Source organism: Novosphingobium sp. SG751A (genome assembly GCF_013149295.1).
Classification (GTDB): Bacteria; Pseudomonadota; Alphaproteobacteria; order Sphingomonadales; family Sphingomonadaceae; genus Novosphingobium.
Window position 1 is genome coordinate 408406 of record NZ_JABGCB010000002.1, and the last position, 17207, is coordinate 425612.

Consider the following 17207-nt stretch of genomic DNA (forward strand, 5'->3'; position numbering starts at 1 on the left):
GGACTGGGGAGAGAAAAATGAGTATGCAGCGCTTTGCCCTGCTGGGATCCACTATGCTTGCCCTGATCGGCACGCCTGCCACGGCCGCAGGGGCGCCGCCGGCAAGCGCGCCGGAAGTTTCGGCCATTCAGGACATCGTCGTCACCGCCGAACGCCGCGTCAGCAGCACGCAGAAAACCGCGCTCAACATTACCGCGCTGGGGGCCGAACAACTGGCATCAAGCGGCGTGCGCGACAGCCGCACGATGCTCGACAGCGTGCCGGGGCTGAAGCTGAGCGTGGCCAACCCCAACGCCTATATCGGCCTTTACGGTCTGGCCAGCGGCGCGGGCACGCAATATGCCGATACGATCATGGCCTTCAACTATGGCGGCGTGCCGCTGGCGCGTCAGATCTCGGCCAACAGCGCCTATTACGACCTTGAGCGCGTCGAAATCCTCAAAGGCCCGCAGGGCACGCTCTATGGCCGCAATGCAACGGTCGGCGCGATCAACCTGATCCCCGCGCGACCGAAGGATGAACTGGCCGGCGGCGGTTCGATCACGCTGGGCAATTACAACACGCTCAACACCAGCGGTTACATCAACACGCCGATCACCGAAAATCTGGCGGGCCGCGTGGCGTTTCAGACCACGCGCCATGATGGCTATTTCACCAACGGCCTTGATGATGCGAACAATTACGGCTTGCGCGGCAGCCTGCTGTGGAAGCCGAGCGAGAAGCTTTCGGTGCTGCTGTTTGCCGACGCCTATTTCAACCGTTCGCGCGGGCCCTACAGCACGTGGCGCTATTACATGAACGGATCGCAGGAATGGATCGATCCGTCCAACCCGTGGTTCGGCCTTGGCGCGGCGGGCACTTGTTCAAACCAGTTGCTCTGCCCCTCCTTCGCCTCGACCAGCGTGGGCGGCGTCAATGCGGTTTCCAATCCGCAAGGTTTTACCAACACCGGCCCGACCGGCTATGGCAGCACCTCGGTCTATGGTCAGGATGGGCGCAACAATGCCGATCAATTGATCCTGTCCACCGAAATCACCTATGCCATGCCATGGGCCACGCTGACGGTTCAGCCTTCCTATGTGCATACCAAGATCGATTTCATGACCTATTCCAACGGTCTGAAATTCTGGAACCTGACCTATGCCGACCAGCTCTCGCTGGAGGCGCGCCTGTCCTCGACCGGCAATGGCCCGCTGCGCTGGACGCTGGGCGCGTTCCTGTTCAACGAGGATCAGGACGCCACGCTCAACAATCTGCAAAGCACCGGTTATGCCATCCTGCGCACGCCCAAGCTGAACAATCATAACGTGGCCGTGTTTGGCGATACGACATATGCTTTGACGCCCAATCTGCGGTTCAACGCAGGCATTCGCTATACGCGCGACGGCAAGAGCCAGAACGGCTATACCGTTGCCAGCGGTCTTTCGAGCAGCGATGTGACCACGATTGCCGCGGCGGGCGGCACCTGCACCAGCGGGGGCACGCCATCGGCCCCGACCCTCTTCGACGGCCAGTTCTATTTCCCCACCAACTTCTGCGTCGTGCCCAATGGCGGGCAGTACCGCGATGGCAACACCAGTTGGAAGGTCGGCGTGGAATTCGATCCGCGCCCCGGTTCGCTGCTCTATGCCACGGCGCGCACCGGTTTTCGGGCGGGCGGCTTTACTGTGGGAACGCAGAACAATTACAAGCCCGAGCATCTGACCGCTTATGAAATCGGCTCGAAAAACCGCTTCATGGGGGGCAAGCTGCAACTCAATGCCTCGGCTTTTTACTGGAAGTACAAGGATCAGCAGGTCAGCCAGCTTCAGCTCTATTACCTGAACGGCATCGCCATCGGGCAAACCTCCTATCCCTCGAACTTCAACGGCAATCTTTATGGCGCAGAGGTCGATCTTCAGGCCTTTGTCACGCCCAATGACCGTATCGGCATCGACGCCCTGTGGACCAAGGGCAAGTATGACAGCACCCCGCCGGTGGCCACGCTCAACACCTCGGCGCTGGTGTCGCAATATAATCTGGGCCGTAACAATCTGCCCGAATGGACGATCGTGGGCAATTATGAGCACACGTTTCATCTGGCCAATGGTTCGCGGCTGGTGGCGGGCGGGCGCGTCCATTATGAAAGCAGCGCGGTGCTGCGCATCATCGACCCGGCGCTGCTGACCCCCGGCGATATCCGCAATGCCTATGCCAAGCTGGACATGGATCTGACATGGCATGACGCCAAGGATCGCTTCACGGTGCAGCTCTATGTCCAGAACCTGACCGATAAGGCCGTGGTGGGTGTGGGTTCGGGCGGCCAGACGGCGCTTGGCACCTTCTTCCGCCCGTCGAGTAATGTGGCGGGCGCGCGTTCGGCCACGCTGGACCCGCCGCGCACCTTTGGCCTGCGTCTGACGGGCAAGTTTTGATCTTATACGTTGATGCATAAGTGAAATGCGGCGCGGGTTGCTATCGCAGCCCGCGCCTTTGCCTAAAGGTGGCGCTCTTGTGATGGAGAGCCTGATGCCGCCTGTTATCCCACCTCGACGCCTGATTGCCATTCTGGCGCTGCTCACCGCCTTTGGCCCGCTGGCCACCGACAGCTATCTGCCCGCTCTGCCCGATATGCGCGCTGATCTGGGCGGGTCGGCCTCAGGCGTGGCGGCCGGCCTGTCGGTGTTCTTTTTCGGCATGGCCGCGGGGCAATTGATCTATGGCCCGATCAGCGACCGATATGGTCGCAAGATCCCGCTGATGATCGGCACGGCGGTGTTCACGCTGGCGGCTTTCGCGGCCTGTTTCGCACGGGGGATCGAGGCGTTCGTCGCGCTGCGGCTGGTGCAATCGCTGGGGGGCGCCTGCGGGCTGACGCTGGCGCGGGCGGTGGTGCGCGATTTGTATGATGCCGATGAACTGGCGCGTGCCTTCGCCGCGCTCACGCTGATCGGGATGATCGCGCCCTTGGTCGCACCAACGCTGGGGGTGGGGATCATCATGCTGGGCGGTTGGCGAGCGATCTTTGCGGTGATGACGGGCATGGGCATCATCACCATGGCCGCTATCGCCTTTGGCCTGCCCGAAACCTTGCCGCCAGAGCGCCGCCATGCCGAGATCACGATAGGCAGCGTGATCGGCAATTTCGCGCGGATCGTTAGGCGTCTGCGCTTCACGCTGCTGGCCATGGTGTCCGGGTCGGCGGCGGGCACGCTGTTTTCCTTCATCACCGGTTCGGCCGAGGCCTTCATGACCGGATTTGCCTATACCAAGCCGCAATATACGCTGGTGTTTACCGCGATCACCGTGGCGATGATGGCGGGCGGCGAGGCCAACCGGCGGCTGGTGCGGCATTTCTCCTCGCCCGAACTGCTCCGTTTCGCGCTGAGCGCCAATGTCGTGTCGGGGCTGGCGCTGGTGGGCGCGGCGATGATGGGACCGGGGTGGAGCGTGGCGCTGGCGCTGGGGGCGGCGGTGCTGATGCTGGGGCTGATCCTGCCCAACAGCGCGACGCTGGCCATCGGCAGCCTGCGCCGCGATGCGGGCAGCGGGTCATCGCTGCTGGGGGTGATCCAGTTCGGAGTGGGGTTTGTTGCGTCGAGCGGGGTGGCGTGGTTTCAGAACGGCACCGCCTTGCCCATGGCGTTGGGCGTGGCGGGATGCGCGGTGATGGGGCGGCTGTGCTGGGCGGCGCTGCCCCATGAAGAAAGGCCCGCCTGAGGGGGCGGGCCTTTCGGTATTACAGCGGCATCGGTTTGCCAAGGAAGCCCTCGAAGCGCCCCTGCGGATCGTGTTTTTGCCGCAGGGCCTCATATTTGGCCCATGCCTCGTCGGTGTAATAGCGCTGGGGGTGGTGCAGCATATTCTCATCGTTCAACTGCCCGCCAAGCGACAGGTCGGACAATTCCTTCATCTGCATCGGCGGCCATGCGGCCATCAACGTGTCCTGCGCCTCATCCTCCCACAGCGTATAGGTGCCAAGGAAGATCGGACCCTGCATGGACAGCGCCATATCCTTGGGGAAGGGCTTGCACGGCCCCCATGCGAACCAGAACGTATGCGTATGGGGCGTGGGCAGTTCCAGGAAGACCTTGCGCAGGCGCGGCACCAGCACGTCGGCGGGCGCGTCGGTGTACATGTTGTCGGCGGCAAAACGCATCCCTGCCGGGTCCGCCTTGAAACCGCTCTGATAGCGTTCCTCCAGCGTGGTGGGGACCTTCTCGACCTTGAAATTGGCCTTTTCCCGGTGCGGCACGCTGTCGAGCAGCGCCAGCGCCGCATCGGCCTGCGCCTCGTCATCGGTGATGGCGAGCGCCGCGATGGAAATGCGCGCAGGACAAGGCGCCCCGGTCTCGCGCGTGTTGGCGGTGGTGGACATTACCAGTTCGAGATAGGGCGGCACATGCGGCACGATGTTGCAGGCCCATGTCATCACATCGTCGAATACGGCGGCGGCATCGTCAAAGCTGTAGACCGTGGCCTTCCAATATTTGGGGCGCGGGCGGGCCTGCAAATGCATCCGCACGATCACGCCGAAAAAGCCCGCCCCGCCGCCGCGCGCCGCCCACCAGAAATCGCTGTTCTGCGTGGCATCGGCGCGGAGCAGTTCGCCGTCGGCATTGACCACATCGACCGCCAGCACATGATGCGCGCCATTGCCCCACAGCCGCGAATTCCAGCCGAACCCGCCATTGAGGCAAAACCCTCCAATGCCGGGCGAGGGGTGATGCGCAGTGGGAATGACCAGCCCGTGAGGCTCCAGATGCCGGTTGATGACTGAGCCGATCATGCCGGGATTGACCCAGAGCGTCTGGGCTTCGGGGTCAATGCTGATCTCCTGCATGCGCGCCATGTCGATCAGCACGCAATGGTCGCGGATATGCGAGGCCGACCAGCTATGCCCGCCAGAGCGCGTGGTGACTTTGAGTCCATGCGCCTTGGCGAATTTGACCGCGGCCACCACGTCCTTGTCGGACAAAGGCTGGACGATGACCTGCGGATAGCGCTTGGGCTTGTTGGCCCGATAACATGTCGATCCGCGCGCCACCTCATAGGCTTCGTCGCCCAGCCAATAGACCTTGCCTTCAACGCTCTGGTTCAGCGTCAGCTTTTCCGCATCGCTCAACGGGCGGCCCATGCCGTTGCAGGCGGCCAGCATGCCGGTGGAAAGGACCCCGGCCAGCGCCTTGATCGCGCCGCGTCGGCCAATGCCATTGGGGCCTGTAACAGGCGTGTTCATGCGACAAATCTCCCATCCGGGCGCGGTTGATCCGGCGCTTCCGATATATTCTCTGTAGCGATAATTTCGTGGACGAAAAGAGGCAAATCGCCTATGTCAGATCCATAATTCTCGCATATTTCTGCGACATAGGGGAGATGGCATGACTGATATTCGCAAACTGGCGGCGCTGATATTATTGGCAGGCGCCGGGGCGGCATCCGCGCAGGGCACCAAGGGTCAGGACCGCGATCCCTATCTGGCGATGAACCGGCAATTGGTGGGCAATGGCTGCCATTTTTGCCATGGCGCCGATTATGCCCGCGTTGGCCCCGCCATGAAGGATGTGGCCATGGTCTATGCAGGACAGGGGGCGCAGGGAGCCGCCGCGATAAAAGAAAGCATCGCCAAAGGCAGCAAGGGCAAATGGGGCCCCGCCATGATGCCCGCCCAGCATCAGGTGACGCCGAAAAAAGCCGATGCGCTGATTGCCGCCATCCTCGCGCTGGCGCCAAAATCCTGATCGGGCCAAGCAAAAGGGCCGGTGGGAGCATCCTCCCACCGGCCCTTTTTTTGCGCCTGCGCCGCGATCAGAAGTTCGCGCGCACGCCCAGCTTATACGACCGGCCCAGCAGATCGTAATTCAGATTGCGGCTGCCCGCCGTGACGGCGATGGCGGCATATTGCGGGGGCTGGCGATCGAACAGATTGTTGATGACCGCAAAGAGCTGGACGCCCTTGATCAGCTCCACATGGGCCGACAGATTGGTGTAAACCATGCCCGGCAGCCGGTTGGTGTTGATGCTGTTGGCGTTGGTGTTGAGATAGCCGGCATCACTGGGATCGACCACCTGCGCGCCATTGGTGGCCCCGCCGGTCAGCGTATAGGCGCTGAGCGTGTCATATTTCACGCCGGTAAAGCCGCGCAGTTGCAGATCGACGCCCGATTTGCCGAGGATATAGCTGAGCGTCAGCGTGCCGCTCCATTCGGGAACGCCCTGCGCGGATCCGGCCGTTTCAAACGGCTCGGGGCGGATCAGCGAGAGGAACTGTTGCAGATGCAGCGCCCGATTGGCCATGGCGCGCAGTTCGAACCGGCCGGGAATATGGGCCAGTTCCGGCACGCGATAGCCCACCTCGATGTCGATCCCTTCGGCCTTCAACTGGTTGAGATTGAGCGAGAGATTGCCCGCCGAAACCAGGCCGTTGCCGGTGTTGCTGAACACGATGCCGGGGCATGACGTTGCCCCGCTGGCCAGCAGCCCGGCGCAGATGCTTTGCGTTTGCGCCGAGGTGGGGCGGGTGATCGCGCCATTGATGCGGATGTTGTAATAATCCACCGCCACGCGCAGGCCGCGCAGCGGCCCGTCCTTGGCGGCCCAGGTGAAGCCGCCGGTGAACGTATCGGCCTTTTCCGGCTTCAGGCTGGTGTTGCCGCTGGCATAGATGTTGGTGGTACCGGTCACGTTATAGCCATAGGTGCCGGGGATGTTGTTGGTCGTGCTGGTGGGCAGGGCGCCGCCGATGAAGAACAGGTCGCTCAGATTGGGCGCGCGAATGTCGCGCGACCATGTGGCGCGCAGGCGCAATCCGTCGAGCGGCTGCCACACGGCGCCGCCCTTCCACGTCGTCACCGCGCCCGAAATGGCGTAATCGGTGCGCCGCACCGCGCCGTTCACGTCCAGCGAGCGCGCGAAAGGCAGATCCTTGAGCAAGGGCAGGCCGACTTCGAGGAAGCCCTCCTTCACCGTGTTCTTGCCGCCATAGGTGGTGAAATTGCCCACCGAATAGACATTGCCATTGCCCAGCGCATCGCTGGTGACCAAGAGCTTGTCCTGACGCCATTCCGCACCCGCCGCCACCGAGACATCGCCCGCCCACAAGGCAAAAGGCGTGCCCGAAATGCTGGCCGAAACCACGTCCTTCTGGATCACGGTGTTCTGATGCTGGGTGTTGTAAATGTAGTTGAGCGCGGAGGAATTGGTGATCGCGCCAAACGGATTGATCGCCACGCAGGATTTGCCCGTGACGCTTTCGTACAGGCTGAGCTGAGTCAGCAGGTTGCTGGTCATGTTCGGATTGCTGGCGGTGCCGTTGCAGCCGTAGACCGCCTTGTACAGCGCCGAGAGCACAAGCCCGGTGGTGTTGAAATCCTGATGGGTCCAACCATGCTGGTAATAGGCCTCGGCCTTCCATTGGCCGAAGCTGGCCTTGGTGCCCACCACGATGTCATGCATGTCGAGGTTCTGCCAGGTCAGATTGCCCCCGCCATTCTCGGTCATGATGCGGCCCACCGAGACATTGGTGCCGGTATATTGCGACTGGACCGAGGTGGGCAGGCTGGAGACGGGAACCTGAAAACTGACCAGATAGGAGGAGGTCAGCTGGGCGGGCATGCTGGTATGGGCATAGTTCAGCTCGGCATAGACTTTCCACGCATCGGTGATGTCAAACTCGGCGCGGCCATAGGCGACAAGGCGCGAGTTCTTGTTCTGAAGCTGAAAGAAGCGATAGGGGCTGTTGCCGTAATTGGAATTGGTGCCGGTCATCACCGCGCTGGTGCCCGAGCCGAACACGGTGCCCTGCGTGAAGACCGAGGCATTGCCCGAGGCATCGAAGGTGTTGAGCAGGCCCCCGGTGGTCTTGGTGGTGATGAGGCCATAGGGCGTGACATTGGCCAGTTCGACCCCGGTGGTAAACACCTGCGCGGCAAGGCCGAGCGAGCTGCGCTGGGCCGCTGAGACGGAGAGCAGGCCCTGTTCATCGGAGTAGCGCGAATAGATATTGCCAGCGCCCAGCGTCGTGCCCCAGTCCAGCCCGGCGATAATATGGCCGCGCCCGTCGGCAAAGCTGGTGCCGCCCGCCAGATTGATCGCATATTGGCGGCCATCCCCGCGTGAGGTGACGCCGCCCTGCGCGCTGGCGGTGATGCCTTGCATCTGGTTTTTCAGCACGAAGTTGACCACGCCCGCCACCGCGTCCGAGCCATAGGCCGCCGAGGCGCCGCCCGTGACCACATCCACGCGGTCGATCAGGCCGACGGGAATCATGTTGGTGTCAAACGAGCCCGAGGCCACCGTGCCGACATGCCGGTGCCCATTGACCAGCGTGAGCGTGCGCACATCGCCAAGGCCGCGCAGGTCGGTCAGCGATTGCACGCCCTGCTGCTGATCGGCCACCCGGCCGCTGCCCGATGCCGAGCGGCTGGTGCGCACGGCTGGGATTTCGTTGACCACATCGGAAATCTGCACCGGCGCGCGCTGGGCGATGGCTTCGGCGTTCAGGGTTTGGACGGGCGTGGGCGAGGAAAAATTGGGATTGGCGAGGCGCGATCCGGTGACGATGATCTCGGCGGGCTTGATGGTGTTTTCGGACGCCTGCTGGGCCATGGCGGGCGCGGCCATCAGGCCGATCCCGGCCAGAGCGGTGGTGACCAGCAGCGCGTTTTGATGCTTGGGCATCTTGGAACTCTCCCCTTGAATTGTGTCGCTTGGCGCCGGTGCGTTCCGGCTGCGACTTCGGCATTGGCAATAGAGTGAAAATATTAGCGCGTCGAAGAATAGCAGCTAGCCGGGGAAGCGATGAACTCCCCCGGCGCGCTGTCAAAAGGCGGGGGCGGTAAGGGCACCCTCGGCGGCGCAGCCTTCGGGCGCGGGGGTTCCGGCCTTGGCCAGAGCGCGCAGTTCGGCCTGCGCCTGCGCCAGATCGGCGGCAAATTCGGGCAGGGCACGCGCGCGCGCCAGCATGGCCGAGCCAAGATCGCGCCCGCCATGCACCTCGCTGGCCCCGGCAAAGCCGCAGATCGCCGCGCTTTCGCCAAAGGCTCGGGCGCGCGTCATCAGCGCATCGGTGCGTTCGGGCAGCGCTTCGGCCAGAATGGTGGCGACCGTCCAGCCCCATGCTGCCTGAATCATCGGCGTGCCGCCGGCGGTCTGCAAAGGCTTGTCGCTCAGACAGGTTGCGCCTTTTTCCAGCTGATAGGGGCGCGGACTGGCGGCGCGCGTGGCGTTGATCAGATCCGTGCGATAGCGCGAGAGCAGTTTGGTCAGTGCGGGCACCCGGTCGGTCAGTGACAGACCCGCCGCGCAACTGAAAGCCTTCATCACCCCGCGCCCGGCGTCCGCTTGGGCCAGCGTCCAGCGGGGAGATCCTTCCAGCGCGCGGGTTTTGGCAAAGACGGCGCGGTCATAGGCTTCGCGTGGCGATCCATGCGTGGGGGCCGGGGCGATGGCATCGCGGCTGATCCCCAGAGGCGTCAGATAGGCGCGATATTCGGGCGGCAGGGCTGGGCCGGGTTGAGCGGGGCCGGGTTGGGCCAGCGTGACCCCGCCCCATGCAAGAGCGGGCAACGCCAGAAGGGCGGCATAGTGGATCGGGCGGCGCATGTTTCTCCCCTTTGCGGATCATTTTCCTTGCTGATGCTTAGGCAGGAGCAGGCCATGCGCGCTTCATCCTGAATTGGGTTTTCAGCTATGCCTGGGATCGACAGGCATTGTAATCCATTATTGAAAACAAGGGATTACGTGAAATATGCCCCTGTCTCCCCGCATCCCCACCCATTTCACCGCGCAAAACTATGGCTATGCTTTGGCTCAACATTTTGCCGGGCGCGGACAGCGATCCGCGGCCCATCAAGGGAGAGAGTGAATGAAAACATGGTTTGGCCGGATGGCGGCAATGGGGGCGGTCGCTTTGGCATTGACGGGCGCGCCTGTAATGGCGGCTGGCAAAGTGTCCGCCCCCTGCGGCGTGATGCCCGCCGCCGACAAGGTGGTGGCGCTGAACGAGATCCAGAACCTGATGGGCCGCTATGACCATCAGGGCACGCTGCGCGGCGAAGGCACGCTGGCCGATCTCTTCGCGCTCAACACCGAGGGTGTCAGTTGGCTGACGCCGGGCGGTCCGGTGGGGCTGGAGGCCATGCGCGCCCGCTTTGCCGATCCCGACGAGGACCGCCGCCCCGGCATTCTGCACATGCATTCGATGTTCTCGCCGGTGATCGAAGTGGCGGGTGATGGCCAGACCGCCAAGGGCGTGTGGGACAGTTTCGGCCCCAGCATCAACGGTCCGGATGATATCGGCGCATGGCTGTGGGTCAAATATGCGGTCGATTTCGTCAAGGAACAGGGCAAGTGGAAGATCTGGCATCTTCAGGTTTTCCCGGTGTTCAACACCAAGTTTTCCACCCCCATCACGCAGACCGCCCGCGACATGGCCGCCCGCCAGCCCGCAGCCGAAGTGGCCGGTGTTTCTGGCCGCGATTCGGCGCGCGCCGGGGCCAATCCGATGCAGGCCCGCCCCGGCTATGCGATGCCCGCCAAGCTGTGGCGCTATGACGGCAAATCCACGCCGCAGGGACCGTTCATCCCGGTGGCCTACTGCCATTTCGACGCGGCCACGGCCTATACGATCGCCGCCCCGGCCAAATAAGCATTTAGCGCATACCTGAAATACACATCCGGCCTCTAGCGCGTAGGCGGGCGGGGCCGGATGCATCGGGATATGTGCGCGTACAGGAGATTGATGATGAAAAGTTCCATGGTTGGCGTCCTTGCTGCGGCTCTGGCGCTGGGCGTGCCGGGGGAGGCGATGGCGCATCATTCGGCCGCGTCCTTTGACCGGTCCAAGCCGCTGGTGGTGGCGGGCACGCTCAAGGTGTTCGAATGGGCCAATCCGCATACGTGGATGACCGTGACCGTGCCCGACGGCAAGGGCGGCAGCGAGGAATGGCGCCTTGAAGGGCCTTCGGTGTCGATCCTGGCCCGCAACGGGTGGAAGAAGGATTCGGTCAAGCCGGGCGAGCAGATCCGCCTGCTGGTCGCGCCCAATCGCGATGGCAGCAAGGGCGGCGAATTTCTGACCGTGAAGAAGGCCGATGGCACCGTGCTGAAATTCGGCATCGTCTGATCCGCCGCAAGGCATAAAACAATAAAGGAGACAGGGATGTCGGCTCGATGGAGAAGCCATCGCCGGGCGGGGCTTTGCGCCTGCGTCGTGGCGGTGGGATTGTGGGCGATGCCCGCGATGGCGCAGGTGGGGGCGGCAACGCTTGACGATATTGTCGATGCGCCGCCCCAGTTCAAAGAGGCGCTGTCGGGCGGCAAGATCAAGCCGCAGGCATTGGAACTGACGCGCCAGAATATTCAGGGTGCGCCGCCTTCGAAGGACCCGCGCGATCTCAACGGCATGTATAATTTCCTGCGCGCGCCCGGGGGCGCACCGCGCGCGCCGGGGGGAGCGCCTCCGGGGGGTGGCGCTCCTTCTGGCGGATATGCGGCGGGCCGCGCCGTGCCGGGTGGGCCTCCTCCGAGGGCAGCGCCGGGCGGGCTGGCCTCGCCGCGCGTCAGCAATGTTGGCGCGGGGGCCTGCGTCATCAACACTTTCGCGGGGCTGACCTCCTATTCGACCACCATCCTCATCAATGCGCGCCAAGTGCTGTTCCTGATGGAGGAAAACCACCTGCTGCGCTGGGCCACCTTTGCCGACAAGCATGATCCGGCGGCCAAACCGTCTTTTACCGGCGATTCCATCGCGCGCTGGGATGGCGACACACTGGTGATCGACACCACGCAGGTGGCCACGCGCGGCAAGCCCGGCACCGATCATTATGTCGAGCGCGTGACCAAACAGGCCGATGGCAATGTCGCCATCGAACGTTTCCGCGACACCGATGGGCAACTGACCCCGGTGGAGAAGGTCACGCTGCGCTGGCGGCCCGACCTCCATTATGTCGAGGACATTTGCGAGGACTTTGGCGAAGCATTCGGGATTGGATATCAATGATGGCAAAGGGCAAATTGTTGATGGCGCTGGCCCTGCTGGGGGGCGGTGCGCCCGTATTGGTTCAGGCTCAGGGGGCGCAGGACTGGATCGAGGGCGTGTGGCAGGCGCGCGGCGACGGCATGTTGAAGCCCGCCGACGGCAAACCGATCCCGTTTCGGCCCGAGGCGGCCAAGGCGTGGAATGCGCAAAAACCGGCGTTCATGGCGGGCGATCCCAAGGTGGATTTTTCGCGCCGATGCAAGCCTCCGGGTGAACCGCGTTTGATGAGCGACCCCAAAACGCCCTTTGCGGTGATCGTCACCAAGCCGCGCGTGATGTTTGCCTATCAGTGGAACCGGCTGGTCCGCATGATCGAGATGGAGGAGCCGCGCGAGGTGATCGGCCCGGTCTATTTCGGCCAGAACGCGGGCCATTGGGAAGACGAAACGCTGGTGGTGGACGTGCAGGCGTTGCACCCCAACACCGGGCTGGATCGGACCGGATTGCCCCATGGCGAAAAGGCGCGGTTGACCGAGCGTTTCCGCAGCCTTGGGCCTAAGCAGATGGAGGCCGTGATCACCATCAATGACCCGGAAACCTATAGCGCTCCCTGGACCGCCAAGGTGGTGTTTGATCGTCAGCCGGGCTTGACGGTCAAGGAGGACATCTGCCTCGACCGCGAAAATCTGGCGGGCAAGCTCAAGCAATAAGGCGCAATGGAAAGGGGGCGGTGAGATCAACTCTCACCGCCCCCTTTCTTATGGCCGTTTTAGAAAGGCCAGAACCGCCTGGTTGAACAGATCTGGCGCTTCCCAATAGGCCGAATGGCCGGTGCCGGGGATCACGGCATAGCGGCTGCGCCGCGCATGGCGTCCGGCCTCGCGTTGCAGGGGCGGGGGCACATAGAGATCCGCATCCCCCGTCAGCCAAAGGATCGGCATGGGCAGGCGCGCGACATCATCCCACGTCACCCCCGCGCGCGGCGGCGCGCCCAGCGGGGCAATGCGCGAATGCTGCTCCAGATCGACCCAGCGCGCCGCCCCTTGCGGATTGGCGGCGCGATAGGTGGGCGAAAGCTCACGCACTTCGGCGGGCATGGCGTTGAAGGAAGGCGGGCGCAGCCCTTCGGCCCAAGCCTTGAACGCCGGTTCGGCAATGCCCGAAATGCTGTTGGCCATGGTCAGCGAGATCAGCCTTTCGGGATGGGCGGCGGCAAACTGGATGGCGATGCCGCCCCCTGCGGCCGAGCCGACGAAATGAAACCGTCCGATGTTCAGCGCCTTGGTAATGGTCAGGATGTCCTCATTGGTGCCGGGGTCTGCGCCGGTGATTTCGCTGCGCGCATGTTCGCGGCGCGACCATGCCACCACGCGATAGCCTGCGGCGGCAAAGGCGGATTGCTGATGCTCCCAGATCAGCGCGCTGCCCGTGGCCGGATGGGCCAGCAGGATGACCGGGCCTTTGCCGCCGGTGTCGGTGACATAGAGCCGTGCGCCGGGGGCATCGACCATGTGTTCGGTCATGTGTTCGGTGATGGCCGGAGCTGCAATGGCGGGAGCGGTGAGGGTGGCGGCGGCGGCCAGCAGCGCGCCGCCCAGCCCGATGAGGGCCGAGCGGCGGCTGGCGTGATGAAGCGCGCTCACAGGAAACCGATCCAGCGACCGGCGATGATGATCGAGGTCCAGAGCGTAAGCGACAGCGCGCCCGCGATCCGCGCCGGGGCGGGCGGGGGCAATTGGCGGTCCCATTGGTCAACGCCGCGATAGGCGGTCGAATGGAACCACGCCATGTTCAGCCCCGCCAGCGCCAGCAGCACCATCTTGGCCTGAAACGGAAACAGGCCCGAATAGCGCACCGCCGCCGAGGCGAACATCAGAGCGCCCGTGATCGCGGCCAGCACAAAACAGGCCCATGTCCATGTCAGCGTTTCGCGCGTCAGCCGCAAAACCCCCATGTCGCGCCGGGCAAGGCCCAGCAGGCGCAGATCGACCATCGCAATCGTGCCCAGCACCATCACCAGCGCCAGCACATGCACCACCTCAATGGCGGGAAACATCCATGTGGATTCGGCAATTGCGGTGGCAAAGGGCAGGGCCTCGATGGCCTCGAATATTTCTTGGAAAGCCATAGAGTCCTCTTATGCGTAGGCGATCAGGCGGCCGCAGGCGATGATGCCCACCAGAGCCGCCAGACAGAGCAGCGCCAGCATCCGCAGGCGCCCGCGCGTTTCGGGCGACAAATCGGCCAGAGGCTGGGGCGAACCGGCCCGCGCAATCATCGCGCAAAGCGAGAGGACCACGATCAGCAGCGCCATCTTGATCCAGAATACATAGCTCATCAATTCGCGTTCCGGTTCGCCGATGATCAGGATGATCCCGCTGATCGCCAGCACCGGCAGCGCCCGCCACACCCATGGCAGATAGCGCCCGAGCAGGATGTCAAACCCCTCGCTGCTGCCCGCCAGCCCCGCGATGCGCGTGTTGAGCAGCACCGCGCTGGCCATGACGGCGGCGATGGCGATGATGTGGATGCTCTGCACAATCGGGATCAGCCAGGAAATGCTCTGGATCGTGATGCTGATTGGCGAGGCGGCGATAATGTCGACAAGGGCGCGCATGGCGTCCATGAACCTCTCCTCTTTATGGCGGCGTTTGACACGCCTTGGTTGCAAGGGATCGCCGGAAAGAGGAGAGAGAACAAGACGCAATTAGCGTTTAAGAGAAATACGTCTCAGATACCAACTCCGGTCTTTATTGCCTCATAAAGTGCGCCGACAAAGGCATCGGCATTGTCCGGCCCGCCCGGCTGCACCGACCGATCATCGGCCAGCAGGTGCATCGCCACCACCTCCTGCCTGCTCTTGCCCGCGGCCACTTCGCGCTTCACCGCATCGCGTATCTTTTCCAGCATGGCGACATAGGCGATCAGCTCGGCCCGGTTGGTCAATCCACCATGGCCGGGAACGACCTTGGTGGCATCGTCGATCATGCCGATGGCGCGGCGATAGACCCGCAGATTGCCCTCATAGCTGCCGCATTTGCACCCGCTCACGCCGTCATAGACCGGATATTCGTGGCTGTGATGCAGATCGCCCATCACCAGCACATTCTGGCGCGGAAAGAAGATCAGCGCGTCGCCATCCATATGCGAAGGCTCAACCGGCAGAAAATTCAGACTTTCTCCCGGAACCGAAACCTTGCTCGCCTTGTCATAGGTGATCGTGGGCCAGCCGGCCTTGTCGATGGGCGGCTGCGTCTCGCCGCGTGGGTTGGTCGATGGCTCGGCAATCCGACGCGCGGCGGCGGAGGTGGAGACGACCTTGGCCCCCATTCCGGCAAACAGCGCATTGGCTCCGGTATGGTCGCGATGCGCATGGGTGTTGACCACGAAGGCCACCGGCTTGGGCGTCACGGCGCGGACCGCTTCGGCCAGCTTGTCGGGGTTGAAAAACAGCGCGTCGACCAGAATGGCGCTCTTGTCGCCCACGGCCAGAACCGCGTTCGATCCTGCGCTCAACATCACCAGATCAGCGGTGATGGGGGTGGTTTTGATCGGCGCCATAAAGGGGTTCTGCGCGGCGTCGGGTGAGGCGAGCACAAGGCCTGCCAGCAGGTAGATCGCTTTCATCATCCATCCTTTCAACGCGGAAGCGGGGGTTTTTGCGCGCGCGGGCGGCGCCCGTTTTCCGCCGAGGGCACCAGCGCGGCAATCCGATCGTCCCCCTTGGGTGGCACGCCGGGGGCGGGCACGCATTTGCTGCCATCGGTCGGACAGGGCATCTTTTCGCCCGGCGCGGGCGTGGCCAGAGGGTTCACGCCGAAGGTCATGGTCGCCACATAGCGGTCGGCCTCCTCCTTCACCTGCGCCACGGCATTGCGCGTTGCCTCGGCCATGATCCAGTCGGTGACATTGATCGTGTCGCGCAGCAAGGGGCGCTTATAATCCGGCACATTCAGATAGATCCATTCGTTGAGCGCATCGGGAAAGAAGATCTGGCTGGTCAGGCGGGTGCGGCCGCCGATATAGATCTTGAAGTGGATATGGGCGGTGCGTCCGCGATACCATCCTGGATAGATCGTGTTGAACGTGACCCATCCGGCCGCATCACTCATCTGCGTTCCGCGCAGGAATGTCTGCCCCGGCGTGGCAATGTCCAGATCGTCGCCCTGATTGGGAAAATCGGAATAGATGCCTTGCGCATCGGCCTGCCATGTATCGACCCGCGCGCCCGACACCGGGCGGCATTGCGCATCGACCACCCGCACGCGGACTTCCAGCGGGATGCCCTTTTTGCCCTCGGTGATGTCGCGGCGGATGATCGGCTTGTTTTCGTAATAGGGCCCATCGACCGTGTCGGGATGGATCAGGCAGATATTCTCGGGTGCGGTATTTTTGGGCCTCGGTGCGGCGCGCGCCATGGATGCGGCGCCCGCGCCAAGGATGCCGGTGGCGATTACGCCCCGGCGTGACAGAGATGTCGACATGAATGAACTCCTGAAAAGAAAGGGTTAGGTGTTTCGCTCCGGCCACATGCGGCGCAACACCGGATCGCGGTCGACCAGATGATGCTTGACCACCGCCCCCACATGCAGCGTGATCAGCACGGGCAAGACCCAGCTCGCCAGAACGCCATGCACCGTCACCATCGTATCATGCCACCACAACACATCGGCAGGGGGCAGCGAGGGGAACACCGGGAAGTGGGGGAATTCAAAAAGACCAAAAAACATTAGCTTGCTCTTCTGAACCTTATGTGCGGACAGCACGAGCCAGCCTGAAAAGGGCACTGCCAGCATCAGCGCATAAAGCCCCATATGGCCCAGGGAGGCGGCGATTCGCTCCCACGTGGCCATGGCGGGATTGTGCGGAGGCGGGCGATGGGTGATCCGCCACATAATGCGCGGAACGATCAATATCAGCGCCGACAGCCCCAGCGAGATATGCAGCGGCAGTAGCGGCTTTGGCGAATATTTCTGGCCCGGCATGGCCTCGGGAAAGGTCCATCCGATGATGATATTAGCCAACAGGATCACGGCCATCAACCAATGCAGGCCAATCGCGCCATAAGAATAGAGGCCCGGATAAGCCCATTGGTCTGATGCTTTGTTGAAGGATGCCGCCATTTTGGTCCTCTCATCAGGCCTTCTCTTGCGTCGGGCCGATAATGACTTGCACGATGATAGCCAAAGGCGGTCCCGGCTGCACCCATCATTATGCGCATATCAGCTTGCCATGGTTCGGCAGGTGC

At 63.1% G+C, this 17207-nt stretch carries 16 protein-coding genes; 7 read left to right on the forward strand and 9 right to left on the reverse strand.

What is annotated here, in order from left to right:
• Positions 1-17: 17 nt before the first annotated feature.
• Both FHW96_RS04240 and FHW96_RS04245 read left to right on the forward strand, forming a co-directional pair.
• Entirely contained in the window at positions 18-2414 is a 2397-nt protein-coding gene (locus tag FHW96_RS04240) for a TonB-dependent receptor (RefSeq protein WP_172339290.1), read from the forward strand.
• 94 nt (positions 2415-2508) lie between these two features.
• The gene (locus FHW96_RS04245; RefSeq protein WP_172339291.1) at positions 2509-3699 is read left to right on the forward strand and encodes a multidrug effflux MFS transporter; all 1191 of its coding nucleotides are present in this window, start codon (positions 2509-2511) and stop codon (positions 3697-3699) included.
• A 19-nt stretch (positions 3700-3718) separates the two neighbouring features.
• On the opposite strand, the gene FHW96_RS04250 is transcribed toward FHW96_RS04245, so the two are convergent.
• A complete protein-coding gene (locus FHW96_RS04250; protein ID WP_172339292.1) occupies positions 3719-5218 on the reverse strand; it encodes an FAD-binding oxidoreductase in 1500 nt (499 codons plus the stop codon).
• A 142-nt stretch (positions 5219-5360) separates the two neighbouring features.
• Between FHW96_RS04250 and FHW96_RS04255 the strand changes: the two genes are divergently transcribed.
• Entirely contained in the window at positions 5361-5720 is a 360-nt protein-coding gene (locus FHW96_RS04255) for a c-type cytochrome (RefSeq protein ID WP_172339293.1), read from the forward strand.
• A gap of 67 nt (positions 5721-5787) precedes the next feature.
• On the opposite strand, the gene FHW96_RS04260 is transcribed toward FHW96_RS04255, so the two are convergent.
• Both FHW96_RS04260 and FHW96_RS04265 read right to left on the reverse strand, forming a co-directional pair.
• Complete coding sequence (locus tag FHW96_RS04260; RefSeq protein WP_172339294.1) at positions 5788-8658, reverse strand: TonB-dependent siderophore receptor; 2871 nt, start codon at positions 8656-8658, stop codon at positions 5788-5790.
• Positions 8659-8799: 141 nt separating this feature from the next.
• Positions 8800-9582 (reverse strand): phosphatase PAP2 family protein, encoded by a 783-nt coding sequence (locus FHW96_RS04265; protein WP_172339295.1) that lies wholly within the window; start codon positions 9580-9582, stop codon positions 8800-8802.
• A 262-nt stretch (positions 9583-9844) separates the two neighbouring features.
• Here FHW96_RS04265 and FHW96_RS04270 point away from each other — a divergent pair, with 262 nt between their 5' ends.
• From FHW96_RS04270 to FHW96_RS04285, 4 genes are all read left to right on the forward strand, one after another.
• Positions 9845-10627, forward strand: a complete 783-nt coding sequence (locus FHW96_RS04270) for a nuclear transport factor 2 family protein (protein ID WP_172339296.1) — start codon at positions 9845-9847, stop codon at positions 10625-10627.
• 93 nt (positions 10628-10720) lie between these two features.
• On the forward strand, positions 10721-11104 hold the full coding sequence (locus tag FHW96_RS04275; protein WP_172339297.1) for a DUF6152 family protein: 384 nt from the start codon (positions 10721-10723) through the stop codon (positions 11102-11104).
• Between the two features lie 36 nt (positions 11105-11140).
• Complete coding sequence (locus FHW96_RS04280) at positions 11141-11980, forward strand: hypothetical protein (protein ID WP_172339298.1); 840 nt, start codon at positions 11141-11143, stop codon at positions 11978-11980.
• Entirely contained in the window at positions 11977-12669 is a 693-nt protein-coding gene (locus FHW96_RS04285) for a hypothetical protein (RefSeq protein WP_172339299.1), read from the forward strand. The genes FHW96_RS04280 and FHW96_RS04285 overlap by 4 nt, the downstream gene beginning before the upstream one ends.
• A 48-nt stretch (positions 12670-12717) precedes the next feature.
• On the opposite strand, the gene FHW96_RS04290 is transcribed toward FHW96_RS04285, so the two are convergent.
• From FHW96_RS04290 to FHW96_RS04315, 6 genes are all read right to left on the reverse strand, one after another.
• Positions 12718-13602: an alpha/beta fold hydrolase gene (locus FHW96_RS04290; protein ID WP_172339300.1), complete on the reverse strand. Its 885-nt coding sequence runs from the start codon at positions 13600-13602 to the stop codon at positions 12718-12720.
• Positions 13599-14087, reverse strand: a complete 489-nt coding sequence (locus tag FHW96_RS04295; protein WP_172339301.1) for a DUF6644 family protein — start codon at positions 14085-14087, stop codon at positions 13599-13601. The genes FHW96_RS04290 and FHW96_RS04295 overlap by 4 nt, the downstream gene beginning before the upstream one ends.
• A gap of 9 nt (positions 14088-14096) precedes the next feature.
• Positions 14097-14585, reverse strand: a complete 489-nt coding sequence (locus FHW96_RS04300; RefSeq protein WP_172339302.1) for a hypothetical protein — start codon at positions 14583-14585, stop codon at positions 14097-14099.
• Positions 14586-14689: 104 nt separating this feature from the next.
• Complete coding sequence (locus tag FHW96_RS04305; RefSeq protein WP_172339303.1) at positions 14690-15589, reverse strand: MBL fold metallo-hydrolase; 900 nt, start codon at positions 15587-15589, stop codon at positions 14690-14692.
• An 8-nt stretch (positions 15590-15597) separates the two neighbouring features.
• Positions 15598-16443 (reverse strand): intradiol ring-cleavage dioxygenase, encoded by an 846-nt coding sequence (locus FHW96_RS04310; RefSeq protein WP_172339304.1) that lies wholly within the window; start codon positions 16441-16443, stop codon positions 15598-15600.
• 24 nt (positions 16444-16467) lie between these two features.
• The gene (locus FHW96_RS04315; RefSeq protein ID WP_172339305.1) at positions 16468-17082 is read right to left on the reverse strand and encodes a cytochrome b; all 615 of its coding nucleotides are present in this window, start codon (positions 17080-17082) and stop codon (positions 16468-16470) included.
• Between the last annotated feature and the right edge of the window lie 125 nt (positions 17083-17207).

Bases quoted from the DNA above. Each gene is read 5' to 3' on its own strand.
- FHW96_RS04305 (WP_172339303.1), bottom strand. From the start codon at position 15,589: ATGATGAAAGCGATCTACCTGCTGGCAGGCCTTGTGCTCGCCTCACCC.
- FHW96_RS04310 (WP_172339304.1), bottom strand. From the start codon at position 16,443: ATGTCGACATCTCTGTCACGCCGGGGCGTAATCGCCACCGGCATCCTT.
- FHW96_RS04270 (WP_172339296.1), top strand. From the start codon at position 9,845: ATGAAAACATGGTTTGGCCGGATGGCGGCAATGGGGGCGGTCGCTTTG.
- FHW96_RS04255 (WP_172339293.1), top strand. From the start codon at position 5,361: ATGACTGATATTCGCAAACTGGCGGCGCTGATATTATTGGCAGGCGCC.
- FHW96_RS04275 (WP_172339297.1), top strand. From the start codon at position 10,721: ATGATGAAAAGTTCCATGGTTGGCGTCCTTGCTGCGGCTCTGGCGCTG.
- FHW96_RS04315 (WP_172339305.1), bottom strand. From the start codon at position 17,082: ATGGCGGCATCCTTCAACAAAGCATCAGACCAATGGGCTTATCCGGGC.
- FHW96_RS04240 (WP_172339290.1), top strand. From the start codon at position 18: ATGAGTATGCAGCGCTTTGCCCTGCTGGGATCCACTATGCTTGCCCTG.
- FHW96_RS04245 (WP_172339291.1), top strand. From the start codon at position 2,509: ATGCCGCCTGTTATCCCACCTCGACGCCTGATTGCCATTCTGGCGCTG.
- FHW96_RS04280 (WP_172339298.1), top strand. From the start codon at position 11,141: ATGTCGGCTCGATGGAGAAGCCATCGCCGGGCGGGGCTTTGCGCCTGC.
- FHW96_RS04285 (WP_172339299.1), top strand. From the start codon at position 11,977: ATGATGGCAAAGGGCAAATTGTTGATGGCGCTGGCCCTGCTGGGGGGC.
- FHW96_RS04260 (WP_172339294.1), bottom strand. From the start codon at position 8,658: ATGCCCAAGCATCAAAACGCGCTGCTGGTCACCACCGCTCTGGCCGGG.
- FHW96_RS04250 (WP_172339292.1), bottom strand. From the start codon at position 5,218: ATGAACACGCCTGTTACAGGCCCCAATGGCATTGGCCGACGCGGCGCG.
- FHW96_RS04295 (WP_172339301.1), bottom strand. From the start codon at position 14,087: ATGGCTTTCCAAGAAATATTCGAGGCCATCGAGGCCCTGCCCTTTGCC.
- FHW96_RS04300 (WP_172339302.1), bottom strand. From the start codon at position 14,585: ATGGACGCCATGCGCGCCCTTGTCGACATTATCGCCGCCTCGCCAATC.
- FHW96_RS04265 (WP_172339295.1), bottom strand. From the start codon at position 9,582: ATGCGCCGCCCGATCCACTATGCCGCCCTTCTGGCGTTGCCCGCTCTT.